This is a genomic window from Streptomyces sp. NPDC046197 (assembly GCF_040646295.1).
In the GTDB taxonomy this organism is placed as follows: domain Bacteria; phylum Actinomycetota; class Actinomycetes; order Streptomycetales; family Streptomycetaceae; genus Streptomyces.
Genome location: NZ_JBEYZY010000004.1, coordinates 273,042 through 289,296 on the forward strand (window position 1 = coordinate 273,042; position 16,255 = coordinate 289,296).

Sequence of the window (16,255 nt, forward strand, 5' to 3'; positions counted from 1 at the left end):
CGCTAGCCGATCCAGGTGTCGTGCAACTGGATGCGGCTGCCCGAGTCGAAGTCGAGGCTGTGCACCTTCTTCGACACGGCCAGCTGGGTCTGGAGTTCCACCACCGGCACGTTGTACGCGTTCTGCACGATCAGCTTCTGCGCCTCGTCCACCAGCTGCTCGCGCTTGGCGGTGTCCGTGGTCGCGGCCTGGCCGGACAGCGCCGTGTCCAGGGAAGTGGCGGGCAGGCGATAGAAGTTGGCCAGCCGGGTGGAGAAGGAGGTACGCAGGATGTCAGGGTCGGAGCGGGTCACGTTGCCCCACACCAGATCGAAGTCACCGCCCTGGAGTGTGGTGGCGAACTGGCTGACCTGACCCTGCTTGAGCACCACGTCGATCCCGACGGCCTTCAGCTGCTGCTGGACCAGCTCCAGTGCGGGCTGGTTGGTGGCGGCGTTGGGGAACCAGCTGATGGTCAGGCTCAGCTCCTTGCCGTCCTTGGCGCGTATGCCGTCACTGCCGGCTTTCCAACCGGCCGCTTCCAGCAGGGACTTTGCCTTGGCCGCGTCGAAGGCGAGGTCCGAGGAGAGGTCGGTGTAGTCGGGCGTGGTGTGCGCCAGGACGCTGGTCGCCGACTGGGTGCCGGTCGGGAACACGGTGTCGGCGATCTGCTTGCGGTCGATGGCCGCCAGGATCGCCTGACGCACCTTTACGTCCTTCAGCAGCGGCCGCGAGTTGTTGACGCCGAGCCCGAAGACCACGCCGGGGTTGGCCCGGCGCAGCAGGGTGACCTGACCGCCCCCGAGTGCCGCCTCGTTGGCCTTGCCGACGCTGCTGATCGCGTCCACCTGCCCGGACTGGAGGCTGCCGGCCCGCACCCCCGCCTCGGGGACGACCTTGAAGACCAGCTTGTCCAGGTAGGTCTCGCCCTTCTTGGACCACAGCGAGGAGCCCCAGTCGTAGCCGGTGCGCTTGGCCAGAGTGATCGACTGGTTCTGGACGTACTGCTTGAGCACGAACGGCCCCGACCCGATCACACCGTCGCTGCACTTCTGCTGCGGGGTCTTCTTCACGCTCGCCGACGACTCGATGCCCAGCGAGTGGGTCGAAGTCGCCTGGAGGAACTGGGTGTTGGGCTCCTTGAAGGTCACCTTGACGGTGAGCGGGTCCACCGCGGTGGTGCTCTTGACGCCGCTGAGATAGCCCTGGGCGAGGACCCCGAGGGCGCCGAGCTCCGGCACCGCGTCGAGGTTGTCCTTGACCACCTGCGCGGTCAGCCGGGAGCCGTCGCTGAAGGTGACGCCCGAGCGCAGATGGAAGGTGAACTCCGTGGCGTCGGCGTTGATGTCCCAGCTCTTGGCGAGCCACGGCACGATCTTGCCGGTCCTGGGGTCCTGGTCGGTCAGGGAGTCCACGGTCTGGCGCACCGAGTAGATGCTCTCGTTGCTGCCGACCTGCTGTGGATCCACGCAGCCGGCGTCGGAACCCACCGCGAAGGTCAGGGTGCCACCGGACTTCGGCCGGCTGCTTCCGCTACCGGAGTCGTCGCCCGAACCGCAGGCGGTCAGCAGAACACTTGTGGTCAGCAGGGCGGCGAGGGGCGCCCAGCGGGGGGCTCTGAAAGCCGGAAGTGCGTTCACGGAGGGTTCTCCTACTCGTGTCACCAGGCAAGAAGGCGCCGTACAAGGCACGACCGTGCATGGGTGTACGGCCCCGGCCGGTACCAGACCGGTGGCGGGGAAGCGCTGTGCAGACAGGGATCAGGGCGGAGCGGGGGGCAGCCGCAGGCGGGTGCGGTGACGGCCGGTGCGTGCCGGACCACGACCGGCGGCGGAAGGGGCCGTCAGGCCTGACAGAGGCAGCTGGTCGAGCGCTTGAGGTCGATATGGCGCCGACGCGAGAGCCGGGAGAACACGGTGGCGCCGACGAAGCGGGCGCTGAGGTCACCACCGTGCCGCATACCGGTCCTCCACATTTCCGGCCCCGGTCACGAGGCCACGCGCTTGCGGAGATCGTCGGTGATCCCGCCGGGCTTTCACCTGGAGCACCCCACCGCGCGGGGAGGGTTGCCGGTCAGCGAGCCAGGGCTTGACGCTGACACTCAATGCCGTTCGTGATCGTACGGAGGGCTCTTGTCGTGCGTCAATGCCGGAAAGCGACGCCCTGCAGGGGCAGTCGGACCGGTACCGGTTCCGGCTCAGGAACCGCCGCGCTCGCGGGGGATCTTCTGGCCGGCCTCGATCGCCACCGGCAGCCGGTTCTCGGCCGGGGGCAGCGGGCAGGTGGCCAGGTCCGTGTAGGCGCACGGCAGGTTCGCGGCGCGGTTGAAGTCCAGGACGACCGTACCGTCGGCGGCGGGCGGCTCCAGGGTCAGGGCCCGGTTGGCGGCGTAGGTGGTGACTCCGGAGGTCGCGTCGGTGAACAGCACCATCAGTCGGCCCGCACCGTGGCCGGGGAACGCGGTCAGCGACAGGGGGCGCCCGTCCAGCTCGAACTCGACCCTGCCCGGAGCGTCGTACACATGCTCAAGGCCCTCGACCGCGGCGCCCACGGTGGTCGGTCGTGGCGTGTCGAAGGGGATGCAGCGGCCCGTCACGGCCCAGCGCGGGTCGGGGGCGTAGGCGGGCGTTCCGGTGAAGGCCGTGCGCAGCGGTGCGTCCGGGTGCCGGGGGCGCACGATGTCGTGCCCGCCGCGCCTGGCGATCTCGATGACGGCGTCTCCCCAGACGGCGTCGACGCCGCCGCGTTCGGGAAGCATGCCGAAGCGGTGTTCACCGTGCACCGGGGTTCCGTCGACGATCAGTTCCTCGCCGTCGTCGAGGTCTGCGACGACCCCGTCGGGGCCGGTGCGCCACGCACCGGGCGCGTCCGGGAAGCGCTGGGGCCGGTCGTCGAGCCAGTGCAGGCCGGTGACCGCCAGGAACCCGTGCGGGTCGGCGAGCCGGGCCTCATGGGCGCGGTACCACTCCCGCCAGTTCTCGGTGAAGGCATGGAAGTCGGTCGTGGTGGCCTCGGTGGTCATGGGTTCTCCTTCGTCACGGGGGTGCAGGGGGGCCGGTCGGGCCGTCGGTTCGACCGGCGTGCTCAGCGGGCCAGTTCGCCGAGGAGCCGCCAGGTGCGTCGGCGGTCGGCTTCTCCCGCGATCTCGGTGCCCGAGAACACGACCTCGGTGGCGCCGGCGTCGCGGTAACGGCGTATCCCGGCCTCGACGGTCTTCTCGTCGCCGATCACGGCCAGGTCGGCGGCCCGCCGGCCGCCGGAGAGCTCGATGACCCGGGCGTAGGACGGGATCTGTTCGTAGAACGCGAGGTTCTCGGTGGCCTTGGCCCGCACCGCCTCCACGTCGTCGGTGACCACGCCGGGCACCAGGGTCACGATCCTGGGCGCGGGACGACCGGCGGCCTCGGCGGCTGCGGTCAGGGCGGGCGCGATGTGTTCCGCAAGGGCGCGCGGTCCCGCCAGGTAGGGCAGGATCCCGTCCGCCAGCTCACCGCTGACCCGCAGCGCCTGTGGCCCCATCGCGGCGACCAGGAGGGGGACACCGCTCTCGGCACCTGGTACCCGCGCCGGGACCGGGGTGGTCGCAGTGAGCAATTCGCCGTGGAAGTCCGCCGTGCCGGTCTCGGTCAACTGCCGCAGTGCGGTGAGGAATTCACGCAGGCGGGCGATGGGGCGTTCGAAGGGCAGGCCGAAGCCGGTCTCCGTCAGCAGTTTCGTGCCCAGGGCCAGGCCGAGGTGGTAGCGGCCGTGGGTCGCGGCCTGGGCAGTCTGGGCCTGGCTGGAGACCAGCAGCGGGTGGCGGCCGAAGACGGGGATCGCGGAGGTGCCGACCTGCAGTCCGGGCACCTCGCGTCCGACGATCGCCGCGAGCTGGGGTGAGTCCGCGCCGAAGGTCTGCCCGAACCAGGCCGACCGCAGACCGGCGCCCGCGGCCTCCTGGGCCAGTTGCACGGTGGCGTCGACCTGGTTCGGCGCGTCGGACGCGTTGAGCGCTACTCCAACAGTCATGTCAGTCAGAACAGGCGTCGGTCGAACCCGCATTCCGGTCTGTGCGTGACAGCTTCTTGTCAGTCATGTGTACTCAGTCCTGAGCGGAAAGGCCATTCCGGTGCTCGTCCCGCCTGCCGTCGGTCCCGCGCGGACCGGTGCGTGAGAGGTTCGCGCAGGCCGAGGTTCTCGCGCAGGGTGGTGCCGGTGTACTCGGTGCGGTAGACCCCGCGTTCCTGCGGTGCCGGGACGAGCAGGTCGACGATGTCGTCGGGGCCGTCGGGGCCGTCGGGGATGAGGTACGGCGTGACGTTGAAGCCGTCGAGCGCGCCGTGCCGCACGAAGTGGGCGAACTTGTCGGCCGGGCCGGACGGAGTGCCGACGTGCCCGCGTTGCGGGCCGAGCGCGATGACGGTCTCGCGCAGCGTCCAGCCGTGCGCCTTCGCCTTCGCCCGCCATTCGGCCACGACCGCGCGCGGATCGGCGATGCGCCGGGCGCCGAAAGAGCCGTCGTTCTCGGTGACGACCGGATCCTCCTTCGGCAGTGGCCCGTCGGCGTCGCGGTCCGAGAGGTCGAAGCCCCACAGCAGCCCGGCGTCCTTTTCACCTACGTCGTCCGCCCCGGCGAATGTCAAGGTGGTACATGGTTGGCGGGGCGTCTCACCGCTGGGACGCCTGCGTGCCTTCCTGTGCTTCGACTGCGCGGATCTTGCCCGCCGTCGACGTCCCCGTCCACGTCGACGGGGACGTCGGGCAAGCCGTACCGAGCGTCGACCGGCGCGGAGGTGCTGCGTGTCCGCGATGCAAGACCTGTCCAAAAAAGCATTGACCAACGTGGTGGCCGTCTGCTGGACTCCCGTCCCATGAACCCGCGCGTGGACCTGACCCGGCGGCGCCACATCGATCTGGCGCACGTCTCCAGCGCGTTTTGTTGTCACTGACCCGGCAAGTGGTCGCCGGCATCGGCCGGTGTGCATAGTCGGCGCGCGCCGGGCCGGGGCGGTGTGAAACCGCCCGCACTGCGATGCTTCCCCATCGGATCGTCGTATCCGCCTCCTGTGAGTTCTCAGCCTCGTATCAGCCGCAAGCCTGTTCGCGCACGCCGACCGGGTCGCTGAGAACGCGGCTGTAGCAGTCCTGCGACCACGCTTTTTCTCTCCGGCCCGGCCGATTCGGCGTTCCGCGTGCCGGGTCGATCAGCCCTGCGCGCCACCAGCGCCTTCATCCAACTGCCCCGCACGCCTTGGTGTGCCCATCCGTCCGGGAGGGACCCCCTCATGCCTCCGTCCATCCGTAAGCTCACCGGCCGTATCGGCGCAGTCGTCGAGGGCGTCGACCTCGCGACGCCACCGGACTTCTCGACGATCACCACGCTCCGGGACGCCCTCAACGAGCACAAGGCGATCGTGTTCGACGGTGTGCGGCTCGACAACGCCGGCCAGGAGCGTGTGGCCGGGTGGTTCGGCGAGCTGACGACCGCTCATCCGAACGTGCCGGCGGCAGACGGCACGACGAACGTGCTCGCCATCGACAGTGAGACCTCCAAGGCCAACGCCTGGCACACGGACGTCACCTTCGTTGTCAACCCGCCGCAGCTCACCACGCTCCGGTCGATCGTGACCACGCCGTACGGCGGAGAGACGCTCATCGCCAACGCCGCCGCGGCCTACCGCGACCTCCCCGAACCGCTGCGCGCCCTCGCCGACACGCTGCGCGTCGTACACACCAACCAGTACGACTACGCGCGCCCCGCAGCCGTGACCGCCGAACAGCAGGAGTACGACCGCATCTTCGTCTCGACGCCCTACGAGGCCGAGCACCCGGTCGTGCGGGTGCATCCGCTGACGGGCGAACGCGGTTTGTTCATCGGGGGGTTCGCCAAGCGGATCGTCGGGCTGTCGGGCAGTGACTCGGTGGACCTGCTGCGCATCCTGCAGTCGTACGTGACCCGTCCGGAGAACATCCTGCGCTGGACCTGGTCCCCGAACCAGCTGCTGATCTTCGACAACCGGATCACCCAGCACTACGGAGTGGACAACTACGACGACCACCCGCGCCGCCTCAACCGGGTGACGGTCGCGGGTGAGGTGCCGACCGGTGTCGACGGCCGCCGCAGTGAGCAACTCGTCGGCGATTCCTCGCACTACAGCAGCGTGTTGGCGGTGGCGGCATGACCGAGCTCAGTCTCAAGGCGCCGGTCGTCACCGAGCGCCCGGACGCCGAGACGGCGAGCGTACGCGAGCGTGAGGTGTTCCTGCCGCGCGACGCCCGCCGAAGCACATCACTCAGCACACTCCGCGAGCGCCTGCGCTGGCCGCTGGGCATCTACACGACCCCGGTCGCGATCCTCATCGCCTGGGAGGCGCTCGCCCGGGCCGGAGTGGTGTCGAAGACCTACGCCCCGGCGCCGACCTCGATCGTGAAGTCAGCCGCCGATCTGTGGCAACAGGGTGTCCTCGGGCCCGACGTGGCCATTTCGCTGCAGCGGGCCGACATCGGTCTGGCGATCGGTCTGACGGTGGGGATCGTCACCGGCGTGCTCGGCGGGCTGCTGCGCAGCGGCGAGTACCTGTTCAACGGCCTCGTGCAGGTGCTCAACACGATCCCCCTCCTCGCCGTACTGCCGTTGATGATCGTGTGGTTCGGCATCGACGAACTCACGAAGGTGCTGCTGATCTCCTTCGGCGCCGGCGTCCCGATGTATCTCAACCTTTTCGCCGCGATCCGGGGCGTCGACCAGCGGCTGATCGAGATGGCGCGCACGACAGGTGCGGGCACCTGGCGCCTGGTGACGCGGGTGCTCGTGCCCGGAGCCCTGCCGGGGTTCCTGGTCGGCCTGCGGTTCTCCCTCGCATACAGCGTCCTGGGTCTGGTCGCAGCCGAAACGGTCAACGCCGACAAGGGACTCGGCTTCCTCATCACTCAGGGGCAGACCTATCTGCAGACCAACCAGGTCTTCGTGGGGCTGGTGATCTACTCGCTCCTCGGTCTGCTCGCCGACCAGTTCGTCCGAGTTCTCGAGCGGGTGCTGCTGCGGTGGCGGCCCAGTTATGAGGCGTCATGAGCAGCACGATCGCGACGGAGCGCCGTCGGCAGACCGGGGTCGTCGTCGAGCAGGTGGTCCGTCGGTTCGGTGACCGGGTGGTGCTCGACCACCTCGACCTCACCCTCGCCGACGAGGAGTTGGTGATCCTGCTCGGCCCCTCCGGCTGCGGCAAGAGCACCCTGCTGCGGCTGCTCGCCGGCCTTGACCGGCCCGACGGAGGGCGCGTGGAGGTCCCGGCACGGCGTGCGATCGTCTTCCAGGCCGACCGGCTGCTGCCGTGGCAGCGGGTGCTGCGCAACGTCACGCTCGGGCTGCACGGACCCGACGCGGAACAGCGCGCCCTCGATGTGCTCGCCGAGGTCGGACTCTCGGGCCGCGAGAAGGCCTGGCCCAAGGAGCTCTCCGGTGGCGAGGCCCAGCGGGTGTCGCTCGCACGGGCCCTGGTCTCGGAGCCCGAACTCGTGCTGCTCGACGAGCCGTTCGCAGCCCTCGACGCCATCACCCGGCTGCGCATGCACGACCTGGTACGGGCGCTGCGGACCAAGCACCACGCCGCCATGCTGCTCGTCACCCACGACGTCGACGAAGCGATCGCCCTGGCGGACCGCATCGTCGTCATGAGCAACGGTCGTATCGGCACCGCGCACGAGGTTCACCTCTCCGCCGCGGACCGCGAAGCGAGCGTCGCACGCGAGGAACTCCGCGCCCGGCTCCTGGCAGACCTCGGCCTCGCCGGCCAGCACTGATCTCCCCGAACACGCTCACTCAGCACAGAAAGCACGACAACCATGCGAAAGAGAACCACCAGACTCATCGGCGCCGCCGGCTCCCTCGCCCTGGCGGGCACCCTCGCCGCCTGCGGATCGTCGTCTTCGGACGGCACCGCGCCGCTGAGCAACGCCGCCGCAGCGAGCGACGCCAAGCACCCCGAGTGGAGCAAGTACACCTTCACCATTGGCGACAACGGCGGCGACGGCAGCCAGGAACTGGCGAAGATCACCGGCGTGTTCGACAAGGCGCCGTACAAGGTGAAGTTCGCCCGCTTCACCTACGGCCCGCCGCTCGTGCAGGCCGCCGCCTCGGGCGACATCGACCTCGGCAGCGTCGGCGACGTGCCGCCGATCACCGGTGCCGCGAAGGAGTACGGCTTCAAGGTCGTCGCCGTCAACCGCTCACTCACACCGACCCAGTCGAACGAGAACATCATCGTGCCGAAGGGCTCGAAGCTGAAGACGGCCGCCGACCTCAAGGGCAAGAAGATCGCCGTTCCGCAGGGCAGTTCGGCCCACGGCCTGGCCCTGAACGCGCTGAAGAGCGTCGGCCTCACCCCCAAGGACGTGAAGCTGACCTTCCTCGACCCGGCGGCCGGCGCGACGGCGTTCAACACCGGCAAGGTGGACGCCTGGTCGATCTGGAACCCCCAGTCCGCGATCGCGGTCAAGAACGGCGCGCGGATCCTGGTGAAGGGTCTCCCGCCGATCGACCAGACGAGCAGCTACTACGTCGCCAGTGACACGTCGCTGAAGGACAAGACCAAGCGCGCCGCTCTCACGGATGTCCTGAAGAGGCTCTCGCGAGAGTTCGCCTGGGCCGTCAAGAACCCCGACCAGTACGCGCAGGCGCTCTCGAAGGAGCAGGGCATCCCGCTGGCCGACGCCAAGGCGTCCCTGGCCGCCTACTCGAACCGGGTGACCCCGGTGGAGCAGTCGGACATCGAGCTGGAGCAGAAGCTCGCCGACGCCTTCCTGGAGGCGGGTCAGATCACCAAGAAGGTCGACGTCAAGTCGATCACCGACAACCTCCTGCCGGTCGGTTACGACAGCTCCAAGCTGAAGGTCACCTCATGATCGCGAGACGGCGTCGGCTCCATCTCAACGCCTTCCTCATGGAGGCGGGTCACCACGAGGCGGCGTGGCGGCTCCCGCACAGCAATCCCCGGGCGGACTTCGACCTGCGGCACTGGATCGAGCTGGCGCAGCTGGCCGAGAGCGCCAAGTTCGACTCGCTGTTCCTCGCGGACGGCCCGGCACTCATCGGCACCGGCGAGTTCCGGCCGCCGGGCCAGCTCGAGCCGTTGACCCTGCTGACCGCGCTGTCCCAGGCGACCAGCAGGATCGGCCTCATCGCGACCGTGTCGTCGACCTACAACGAGCCGTACAACCTCGCCCGCCGCCTCGCCTCCGTCGACCACGTCAGCGGCGGCCGCGCCGGCTGGAACATCGTCACCTCGGCAGGGGCGGACGAGGCGGCCAACTTCGGTCTCGACGACCGCCCCGGCCACGCCGAACGCTACGCCCGCGCCGACGAGTTCCTGGAGGTCGCCAAGGCGCTGTGGGACAGCTGGGAGTCGGAGGCCGTCCTCGCGGACAGGACCACCGGACGCTACGCCGACCCCGCGCGGCTGCACCGCCTCGACCACAGGGGCCGGTACTTCAAGGTGGCCGGCCCGCTCAACGTCGAGCGTCCACCGCAGGGTTACCCGCTGCTCGTCCAGGCCGGCTCCTCCCAGGACGGTAAGGACTTCGCGGCCCGCCACGCCGAGGCGATCTTCACCGCGCACACGACGTACGAGCGCGCGGCCGCCTTCTTCGCCGACATCAAGGCGCGCACCCGAGCCGCAGGCCGCGACCCGGACGGTGTGATCGTCCTGCCCGGCGTCGTCCCGTACATCGGGTCCACCGAGGAGGAGGCCCGGGCGCTTGCCCGGCAGTTCGACGAGCTGCGCGTTCCGGAGTACGGGCTGCGTCAGCTGGCCGCCGTGTTCGAGACCGAGCCGTCGGTCTTCGAACTCGACGAGCCCCTGCCGGACTTCATCCTCGCCAGGCCGAAGCTGGAAGGCTCGCAGAGCCGCTCCGACCTGATCATCGACCTCGCGGTGCGCGAGCAGCTGACGGTCCGGCAGGTCATCTCCCGGCTCGGCGGCGGACGCGGTCACTTCGAGTTCATCGGCACACCCGAGCAGATCGCGGACACGATCATCGCCTGGTTCGAGGGCGGTGCCGCGGATGGGTTCAACATCATGGCGCCCGCCCTGCCGTCGGGTCTGGCGGCCTTCGTCGAGCATGTGTTGCCGATCCTGCGCGGCAAGGGGCTGTTCCGTGAGGAGTACGAGGGCACGACCCTGCGTGAGCACTACGGGCTGCCGGTCCCGGCGAACCAGTTCCATGGCTGACCCGCTCGCGACTCCCGCCGCTTCCCGGAGCGGCGGGAGTCCGCCCGCGCTGCGGGTCGAGGGCCTTCGCAAGACCTACGAAGACGGCTTCACCGCGGTGGCCGGGCTCGACCTGGAGATACCGGACGGCGCCTTCTTCGGCCTGCTCGGCCCGAACGGCGCCGGGAAGACGACGCTGATCGGCTCGGTGTGCAACATCGTCCGACCCACCGCCGGCACCCTGTCCGTCTTCGGCCACGACCACCGCAGCCGTCAGGCCCGTCGGTTCCTCGGCCTGGCCGCGCAGGAGATCAACGTCGACCGGTTCCTGTCCATCCGGCAGATCCTGATCTACCACGCCGGATACCACGGCATCGGCCGGAAGGCGGCCGCCCGGCGCGCGGATGAACTGCTCGCCCTGTTCCGCCTCGACGACAAGGCCGACGTACGCGCCTACGAACTCTCCGGTGGCATGCAACGGCGCCCCGTCCTCGCGCGGGCCCTCATGCACCGGCCCCGCCTGCTGATCCTCGACGAGCCGACGGCCGGCGTCGACGTCGAGCTGCGCTCGGAGACCTGGCGGGTCGTCAAGGGCCTTAACGCGGCAGGCACCACTGTGCTGTTGACGACTCACTACCTGGAGGAGGCGGAGACCTTGTGCGACGAGATCGCGCTCCTGCGCGCGGGCCGGATCGTCGACCGCGGCTCCGCCGCGTCGCTGCGTGAGCGGTATGCGGCCCGGGACATCTCGGAGGTCTACGACCGGGTGAGCACGGCGGAGGAGGTCGCCTCGTGAGCGGCACCGAGGCCCCGGCCCTCCCGGCGTTCGACGAACCGTTCAGGGCGGAGCGGTCGCCGTTCCTGTGGCTCCTGGAGCGCGAGGTCCTGCGCTTCCTCACGATCTGGCGCTACAGCGTCGTCGGCCCGGTGCTGTCGACCGTGCTGTTCGTCGTCGTCTTCGGATCGGCTCTCGGCCGGCACGTCGACACGATCGACGGCATCGGCTACGGCAGGTTCATCGTGCCCGGCCTCTTCACCCAGGCGATCGTCAACGTCGGCTTCTTCAACGGAACGACCAGCCTGTTCGAGTCCCGCCGCGACCAGTACATCGACGACGTGTTCGCGAGCCCGCTCAGGTGGTGGGAGATCAACGCGGCACTGGTGGGCGGCGGCATCGCCCGAGGCGTCGTCGTGGGTGCGGGCGTCCTGGCGGTCGCACTCCCGCTCACCCACGGCGCCACCCCGGCCCGCCCTCTCGTCCTGCTGCTCGGCACACTCGGCGTGCTCCTGGTCGCCGCACAGGTCGGCGTGATCGCGGGCGGCCACGCCAAGTCCCTCGACCACGTCTACTCCATGGAGTCGATCATCCTGCTGCCGCTGGGCTTTCTCGGCGGCGTCTTCTACTCGGTCCACCAACTGCCGCAGTTCTGGGACGTCCTGAGCCGCCTCGACCCGGTCTTCTGGCTGGTCCAGGTCGAGCGGATCGGCTTCCTCGGCCAGGGCGACGTCGGCGCGGGCTGGGCCCTTGCCGTGGTCTGGGGCCTCGGGGCGGCGCTGACGGCCTGGTCGGCCGCGATGTTCGGCACCGGTCGCCTCAAGCCCTGATCCGTCGCCGATCACCCCACCCTGTGGGCCTACGCCCGCATGCTCGCCGCCCCCCGGCGTTCGGCGTCCGCCTCGACATCGACGGCATCGAACGCCGCCAGCGCGCCCGCTGCCGGGGCCTGAAGGCCGCCGGGGCGGCCGTCCGGATCCTGGACCGGACGGCCCACACCGCTCGCCTGCCTTTCCACCTGCTGGACCGGCGTTGACAAATGTTCGGGCCGTTGTTTTAACTACCGCCCAGAACGGTCATGAGCGTCAGCGACAAGCCCTGGCTTGCTGACCGGCAACCCTCCCATCGCGGTGGGGTGCCCCAGGTGACGACCCGGCCGATGAAGTTTCGGTAAGCGCGAGGTCCACAGGGCCGGAAGAGTGACGGTGACGCCATGTACGCAGCTCCCAGGACGGCCGCACGCCGCTCCCGGAGCTGCGTACCGTCGTATGCGAACCTGCTCGTCGGCGATCGTGCCGTCGATCTGCTCCGCGTGAACAGCGCACTGTGTACCGCGCCGGGCCGCGCCCGCTGTCGGGGCTGACCTCTCCCCGCAGCCCCCGCACTTCCTGACGAACACCGCGACCGCGGTGTGCCGTCGTCCTCCCCGCCCCCGGTACCCGCCGTCGTGTGCACCGCCGCATGCCGCCGTGCTTCCGGGGTGTTCCCACCCAGCCGGAGCCCACCATGAGTGAACCCCCTGGTGCCACCGTCACCCTCGCCGAGGCGCCGAGCACCGACGAACCGTCAAAAGCCCTCATCGCGCAGCGAGTTCTCCCGTTGCGACGGCCAGGCCGCTGGATCGTCACCGCGGTCGTGCTGGTCCTGGTCGCCCAGTTCGTGCACGGACTGGTCACCAACCCCTTCTACCAGTGGGACCGCTGGAGCTACTGGTTCCTGCGCCCCACCATCCTCGACGGCCTGCTGGTCACCCTCGAAGTCACCGCCTGCAGTGCGGTGCTGGGCCTTGTCGGCGGCATCGTGCTCGCACTGGGCCGGCTCTCGAAGAGCCCGGCGCTGCGCGCGGTCAGCTGGACCTACGTCTGGGCGCTGCGCTCCATCCCGCTCATCGTGGTGCTGATCTTCCTCTACAACTTCAGTGCCCTGTACAAGACGGTGAGCGTCGGCATCCCCTTCGGGCCGGCCTTCTTCTCCTTCGACGAGTCGAGACTCGCCACCGACATGGTCGTCGCCGTCGTCGGCCTCAGCCTCAACGAGGCCGCCTACGCGGCCGAGGTCGTACGCGGCGGCATCCTCTCCGTCGACCAGGGCCAGCACGAGGCTGCCGCCGCGCTCGGCCTGCCCAAGAGCTACCAGTTCCGGAAGATCGTCTTCCCGCAGGCGCTGCGCTCGATCACCCCGAACTACGTCAACCAGCTCATCGGCCTGATCAAGGGCACCTCACTGGTCTTCTACGTCTCCCTGCTCGACCTGTTCGGCTCCGCGCAGACCATGGGCTCCACCTACCCCGGCGACATCGTGCCGCTGCTGCTGGTCGTCACCGTCTGGTACCTGATCCTGACCAGCATCGTGTCCGTCATCCAGTTCTACGTCGAGCGGCACTACGCCCGCGGAGCCACCCGCGGACTGCCGCCGACGCCACTGCAGAAGCTCCGCACCGGTCTTTCCGACCTGCGGGCCCGCATCCGCCGGGAGGCCGCCGTATGACCGCCGAGACGCTCGAAGCCGTGGCGGACGTCGAGGCCGCCACCGTCGAGGTCCACGACGTGCACAAGTGGTACGGCACCCACCGGGTACTGGACGGCGTCGACCTGACCGTCCGCCCCGGCGAGGTCACCGTCATCCTGGGCCCCTCCGGCTCCGGCAAGTCCACTTTGCTGCGGGTCATCAACCACCTGGAGAAGCCCGAGATCGGCTACGTCAGTATCAACGGCGAGCTGATCGGCGTGAAGCGGCAGGGCGAGCGGCTGAAGGAGCTCAGCGAGCGGGCCATCCTCACCCAGCGCGGCCGGATCGGGTTCGTCTTCCAGAACTTCAACCTCTTCCCGCACCTGACCGTCCTGGACAACGTGGCCGCCGCTCCCGTCGCCACCGGAAAGCTCGGCAAGCCCGAGGCGCAGCAACTGGCCAAGGAACTCCTCGAACGCGTCGGCCTCGGCGAACGCGTCGGCGCCTACCCTCGGCAACTGTCCGGCGGCCAGCAGCAGCGCGTCGCCATCGCCCGCGCCCTCGCCCTGCGCCCCGGCGTCATCCTCTTCGACGAGCCCACCTCCGCCCTCGACCCCGAACTCGTCGGCGAAGTCCTCGCCGTCATCAAGGACCTGGCGACCAGCGGCACCACCCTCGTCATCGTCACCCACGAGATCGGCTTCGCCCGCGAGATCGCCGACCGGGTCGTCTTCATCGACGGCGGCAAGATCATCGAACAGGGCCCGCCCTCCGAGGTCCTCGACAAACCGCGGCACGAGCGGACCAGGGACTTCCTCAGCAAAGTCCTCTGACTCGCCGCACCCCAAGACCCCCCCACGCCACCCTCATCACCTTCAGCGACAAGGAACGGCCATGCCCACCCACTTCACCCGACGCAGCCTGATACGCGGCATCACCGCGGCGACCGCCGTCGCCTCCCTGGCCACCGGGCTCGCCGCCTGCGGTGGCAACAGCGACGCGGCCACCACCACCGACAGCGCCAAGTCGGGCGAGGTCGTCATCGGACGTGTCTCCAACGGCGCCGCCACCCAGACCACCATCAAGGTCTCCGAGGTCAAGTCCATCAGCGCCGAACTGCCCGCCGCCGTCAAGAAGAGCGGCAAGTTGGAGATCGGCATCGGTGCCCTGCCCGCCGGGTTCCCGCCGCTGGCGTACGTCGGCGACGACCAGAAGACGCTCACCGGCTCCGAGCCCGACCTCGGCCGCCTGGTCGCCGCGGTCTTCGGACTCAAGGCCGAGGTAAATAACTCCACCTGGGAGAACCTCTTCGTCGGCATCGACAGCGGCAAGGCCGACGTGGCCTTCTCCAACGTCACCGACACCGAGGAGCGCAAGAAGAAGTACGAGTTCGCCTCCTACCGGCAGGACAACCTCGCCTTCATCGTGCCGAAGAAGAGCACCTGGAACTTCGACGGCAACTACGAGAACCTCGCCGGCAAGACGATCGCCGTCGGTTCCGGCACCAACCAGGAGAAGATCCTCCTCGAGTGGCAGGCGAAGCTGGCCAAGGAGGGCAAGAAGCTCACCGTCAAGTACTTCCAGGACAGCACCAGCACCTTCCTGGCCCTGAACAGCGGAAAGATCGACGCCTCCTTCGGGCCCAACCCCGGCTTCGCCTACCACAACCGTCAGGTGGCCAACACGCCCAACGCCACTCGCATCGCGGGCACCTACTCCGGCGCGGGCGCGAGCCTGCAGGGCCTGATCGCGGCAACGGCGAAGAAGGACAGCGGACTCGCCAAGCCGCTGGCCGACGCGATCAACTACCTGATCAAGAACGGTCAGTACGCCGCGTGGCTCAAGGCGTACAACCTCTCCAACGAGGCCGTCGCCAAGTCCGAGGTCAACCCGCCGGGCCTGCCGCTCGACAACTCCTGACCACCGCGTGCCGGGACTCCACCGCCGCCCCGCGGTGGAGTCCCGGCACGCCGGACACCCCCCAGCCGCACCCCGGAGACCGCCACACCATGTCCGTCACCACCCTCGACGCCGGCTCCTCGCACATCCTGGACAACCCCGCCTGGGCCGCGCTCACCGGCCCCCACGCCCACTTCGCCGAACGAATGGGCCACGCCGCCCGCTATCACCAGGACGTGGCTCCCTTCTACGCCGTCTCCGACGAGGACGACCCGCGCGCCTGGGTCGACCTTGCCGCGCTCGTCGGACCCGGCGGCACCGCCTCGGTGCGGGGCGTCACCGAGGCCCCGGAGGGCTGGGAGGTCGTGGGCACCGGACACGGCGTCCAGCTCGTGGACACCGGCCTGCGCGCGGAGCCCGACCCCGAGGCCGTACGGCTCGGCCCCGCCGACGTGCCCGAGATCCTCGACCTGGTCGCCCGCACCGAACCCGGCCCCTATCTGCCCCGCACCGTCGAGATGGGCACCTACCTGGGCATCCGATACCGCGGCCGCCTGATCGCCTTGGCCGGCGAACGCCTCCATCCACCCGGCTGGACCGAGATCAGCGCCGTGTGCACCGACCCGGCGTATCGCGGCCGGGGTTTGGCCACCCGCCTGGTCCGCGCCGTCGCGGCCGGCATCAAGGAGCGCGGCGAGCGGCCCTTCCTGCACGCCAGGGCCGACAACGCGAACGCGATCCGGCTGTACGAGTCGATCGGCTTCACCCTGCGCCGCCGTACGGTCTTCTCGCTCCTACGGCAGACCGAAGCCGCCGTCCTGGAAGAAACGGCATAGCCGTGCCGTTGTGTGTGTCGAAGGCGATGACTTGGAGGTGGGCCCCGTGACACGTGTACTGCGTGCCGTGCCCCTCCACAGCCGGCCCCATATCGACCTCCAGCGCGTGGCCGGCGCCCTTTGTTGCTCCTGAC

18 protein-coding genes and 2 riboswitches are annotated in these 16,255 nt (G+C 69.5%); of the genes, 13 read left to right on the top strand and 5 right to left on the bottom strand.

Features of this window, described 5'->3' with window-relative positions; translation table 11 throughout:
* Nucleotides 1–2 precede the first annotated feature (2 nt).
* The 5 genes from AB0A61_RS08265 to AB0A61_RS08285 all read right to left on the bottom strand — a co-directional run bounded on the left by AB0A61_RS08265 (nt 3) and on the right by AB0A61_RS08285 (nt 4,601).
* A complete protein-coding gene (locus tag AB0A61_RS08265; RefSeq protein WP_361288044.1) occupies nt 3–1,619 on the bottom strand; it encodes an ABC transporter substrate-binding protein in 1,617 nt (538 codons plus the stop codon).
* Between the two features lie 203 nt (nt 1,620–1,822).
* Nucleotides 1,823–1,954, bottom strand: a complete 132-nt coding sequence (locus AB0A61_RS08270) for a putative leader peptide (RefSeq protein WP_361288047.1) — start codon at nt 1,952–1,954, stop codon at nt 1,823–1,825.
* A gap of 19 nt (nt 1,955–1,973) precedes the next feature.
* A riboswitch (SAM riboswitch) is annotated at nt 1,974–2,088 on the bottom strand.
* An 88-nt stretch (nt 2,089–2,176) separates the two neighbouring features.
* On the bottom strand, nt 2,177–3,001 hold the full coding sequence (locus AB0A61_RS08275; protein ID WP_361288050.1) for a DUF1684 domain-containing protein: 825 nt from the start codon (nt 2,999–3,001) through the stop codon (nt 2,177–2,179).
* A gap of 62 nt (nt 3,002–3,063) precedes the next feature.
* Nucleotides 3,064–3,987 (bottom strand): LLM class F420-dependent oxidoreductase, encoded by a 924-nt coding sequence (locus tag AB0A61_RS08280; protein WP_361288053.1) that lies wholly within the window; start codon nt 3,985–3,987, stop codon nt 3,064–3,066.
* A 59-nt stretch (nt 3,988–4,046) separates the two neighbouring features.
* On the bottom strand, nt 4,047–4,601 hold the full coding sequence (locus AB0A61_RS08285) for a hypothetical protein (RefSeq protein WP_361288056.1): 555 nt from the start codon (nt 4,599–4,601) through the stop codon (nt 4,047–4,049).
* 642 nt (nt 4,602–5,243) lie between these two features.
* Between AB0A61_RS08285 and AB0A61_RS08290 the strand changes: the two genes are divergently transcribed.
* From AB0A61_RS08290 to AB0A61_RS08350, 13 genes are all read left to right on the top strand, one after another.
* Entirely contained in the window at nt 5,244–6,140 is an 897-nt protein-coding gene (locus AB0A61_RS08290; protein ID WP_361288059.1) for a TauD/TfdA family dioxygenase, read from the top strand.
* On the top strand, nt 6,137–7,030 hold the full coding sequence (locus tag AB0A61_RS08295) for an ABC transporter permease (protein WP_361288061.1): 894 nt from the start codon (nt 6,137–6,139) through the stop codon (nt 7,028–7,030). The genes AB0A61_RS08290 and AB0A61_RS08295 overlap by 4 nt, the downstream gene beginning before the upstream one ends.
* Nucleotides 7,027–7,758, top strand: a complete 732-nt coding sequence (locus tag AB0A61_RS08300; protein WP_361288063.1) for an ABC transporter ATP-binding protein — start codon at nt 7,027–7,029, stop codon at nt 7,756–7,758. Before AB0A61_RS08295 ends, AB0A61_RS08300 begins: the two co-directional genes overlap by 4 nt.
* Nucleotides 7,759–7,800: 42 nt before the next feature.
* A complete protein-coding gene (locus AB0A61_RS08305; RefSeq protein WP_361288066.1) occupies nt 7,801–8,859 on the top strand; it encodes an aliphatic sulfonate ABC transporter substrate-binding protein in 1,059 nt (352 codons plus the stop codon).
* On the top strand, nt 8,859–10,184 hold the full coding sequence (locus AB0A61_RS08310; RefSeq protein WP_361288297.1) for an LLM class flavin-dependent oxidoreductase: 1,326 nt from the start codon (nt 8,859–8,861) through the stop codon (nt 10,182–10,184). The genes AB0A61_RS08305 and AB0A61_RS08310 overlap by 1 nt, the downstream gene beginning before the upstream one ends.
* Entirely contained in the window at nt 10,177–10,959 is a 783-nt protein-coding gene (locus AB0A61_RS08315) for an ABC transporter ATP-binding protein (RefSeq protein ID WP_361288069.1), read from the top strand. Before AB0A61_RS08310 ends, AB0A61_RS08315 begins: the two co-directional genes overlap by 8 nt.
* Entirely contained in the window at nt 10,956–11,768 is an 813-nt protein-coding gene (locus AB0A61_RS08320; RefSeq protein ID WP_361288072.1) for an ABC transporter permease, read from the top strand. The genes AB0A61_RS08315 and AB0A61_RS08320 overlap by 4 nt, the downstream gene beginning before the upstream one ends.
* Before the next feature lie 23 nt (nt 11,769–11,791).
* On the top strand, nt 11,792–11,974 hold the full coding sequence (locus AB0A61_RS08325; protein ID WP_361288075.1) for a hypothetical protein: 183 nt from the start codon (nt 11,792–11,794) through the stop codon (nt 11,972–11,974).
* A gap of 38 nt (nt 11,975–12,012) precedes the next feature.
* A riboswitch (SAM riboswitch) is annotated at nt 12,013–12,121 on the top strand.
* 323 nt (nt 12,122–12,444) lie between these two features.
* Entirely contained in the window at nt 12,445–13,425 is a 981-nt protein-coding gene (locus AB0A61_RS08330; protein ID WP_361288078.1) for an amino acid ABC transporter permease, read from the top strand.
* Nucleotides 13,422–14,219: an amino acid ABC transporter ATP-binding protein gene (locus tag AB0A61_RS08335; protein WP_361288081.1), complete on the top strand. Its 798-nt coding sequence runs from the start codon at nt 13,422–13,424 to the stop codon at nt 14,217–14,219. The genes AB0A61_RS08330 and AB0A61_RS08335 overlap by 4 nt, the downstream gene beginning before the upstream one ends.
* Before the next feature lie 61 nt (nt 14,220–14,280).
* Nucleotides 14,281–15,306, top strand: coding sequence for an ABC transporter substrate-binding protein (locus tag AB0A61_RS08340; RefSeq protein ID WP_361288084.1), 1,026 nt, complete (start codon nt 14,281–14,283; stop codon nt 15,304–15,306).
* Between the two features lie 89 nt (nt 15,307–15,395).
* A complete protein-coding gene (locus AB0A61_RS08345; RefSeq protein ID WP_361288087.1) occupies nt 15,396–16,121 on the top strand; it encodes a GNAT family N-acetyltransferase in 726 nt (241 codons plus the stop codon).
* 67 nt (nt 16,122–16,188) lie between these two features.
* Nucleotides 16,189–16,254 (top strand): putative leader peptide, encoded by a 66-nt coding sequence (locus tag AB0A61_RS08350; RefSeq protein ID WP_351225061.1) that lies wholly within the window; start codon nt 16,189–16,191, stop codon nt 16,252–16,254.
* Nucleotide 16,255 lies beyond the last annotated feature (1 nt).

Coding starts and splice junctions, on each gene's coding strand:
- AB0A61_RS08335 (WP_361288081.1), top strand. CDS start 13,422: ATGACCGCCGAGACGCTCGAAGCCGTGGCGGACGTCGAGGCCGCCACC.
- AB0A61_RS08295 (WP_361288061.1), top strand. CDS start 6,137: ATGACCGAGCTCAGTCTCAAGGCGCCGGTCGTCACCGAGCGCCCGGAC.
- AB0A61_RS08305 (WP_361288066.1), top strand. CDS start 7,801: ATGCGAAAGAGAACCACCAGACTCATCGGCGCCGCCGGCTCCCTCGCC.
- AB0A61_RS08275 (WP_361288050.1), bottom strand. CDS start 3,001: ATGACCACCGAGGCCACCACGACCGACTTCCATGCCTTCACCGAGAAC.
- AB0A61_RS08280 (WP_361288053.1), bottom strand. CDS start 3,987: ATGACTGTTGGAGTAGCGCTCAACGCGTCCGACGCGCCGAACCAGGTC.
- AB0A61_RS08330 (WP_361288078.1), top strand. CDS start 12,445: ATGAGTGAACCCCCTGGTGCCACCGTCACCCTCGCCGAGGCGCCGAGC.
- AB0A61_RS08315 (WP_361288069.1), top strand. CDS start 10,177: ATGGCTGACCCGCTCGCGACTCCCGCCGCTTCCCGGAGCGGCGGGAGT.
- AB0A61_RS08270 (WP_361288047.1), bottom strand. CDS start 1,954: ATGTGGAGGACCGGTATGCGGCACGGTGGTGACCTCAGCGCCCGCTTC.
- AB0A61_RS08345 (WP_361288087.1), top strand. CDS start 15,396: ATGTCCGTCACCACCCTCGACGCCGGCTCCTCGCACATCCTGGACAAC.
- AB0A61_RS08290 (WP_361288059.1), top strand. CDS start 5,244: ATGCCTCCGTCCATCCGTAAGCTCACCGGCCGTATCGGCGCAGTCGTC.
- AB0A61_RS08300 (WP_361288063.1), top strand. CDS start 7,027: ATGAGCAGCACGATCGCGACGGAGCGCCGTCGGCAGACCGGGGTCGTC.
- AB0A61_RS08340 (WP_361288084.1), top strand. CDS start 14,281: ATGCCCACCCACTTCACCCGACGCAGCCTGATACGCGGCATCACCGCG.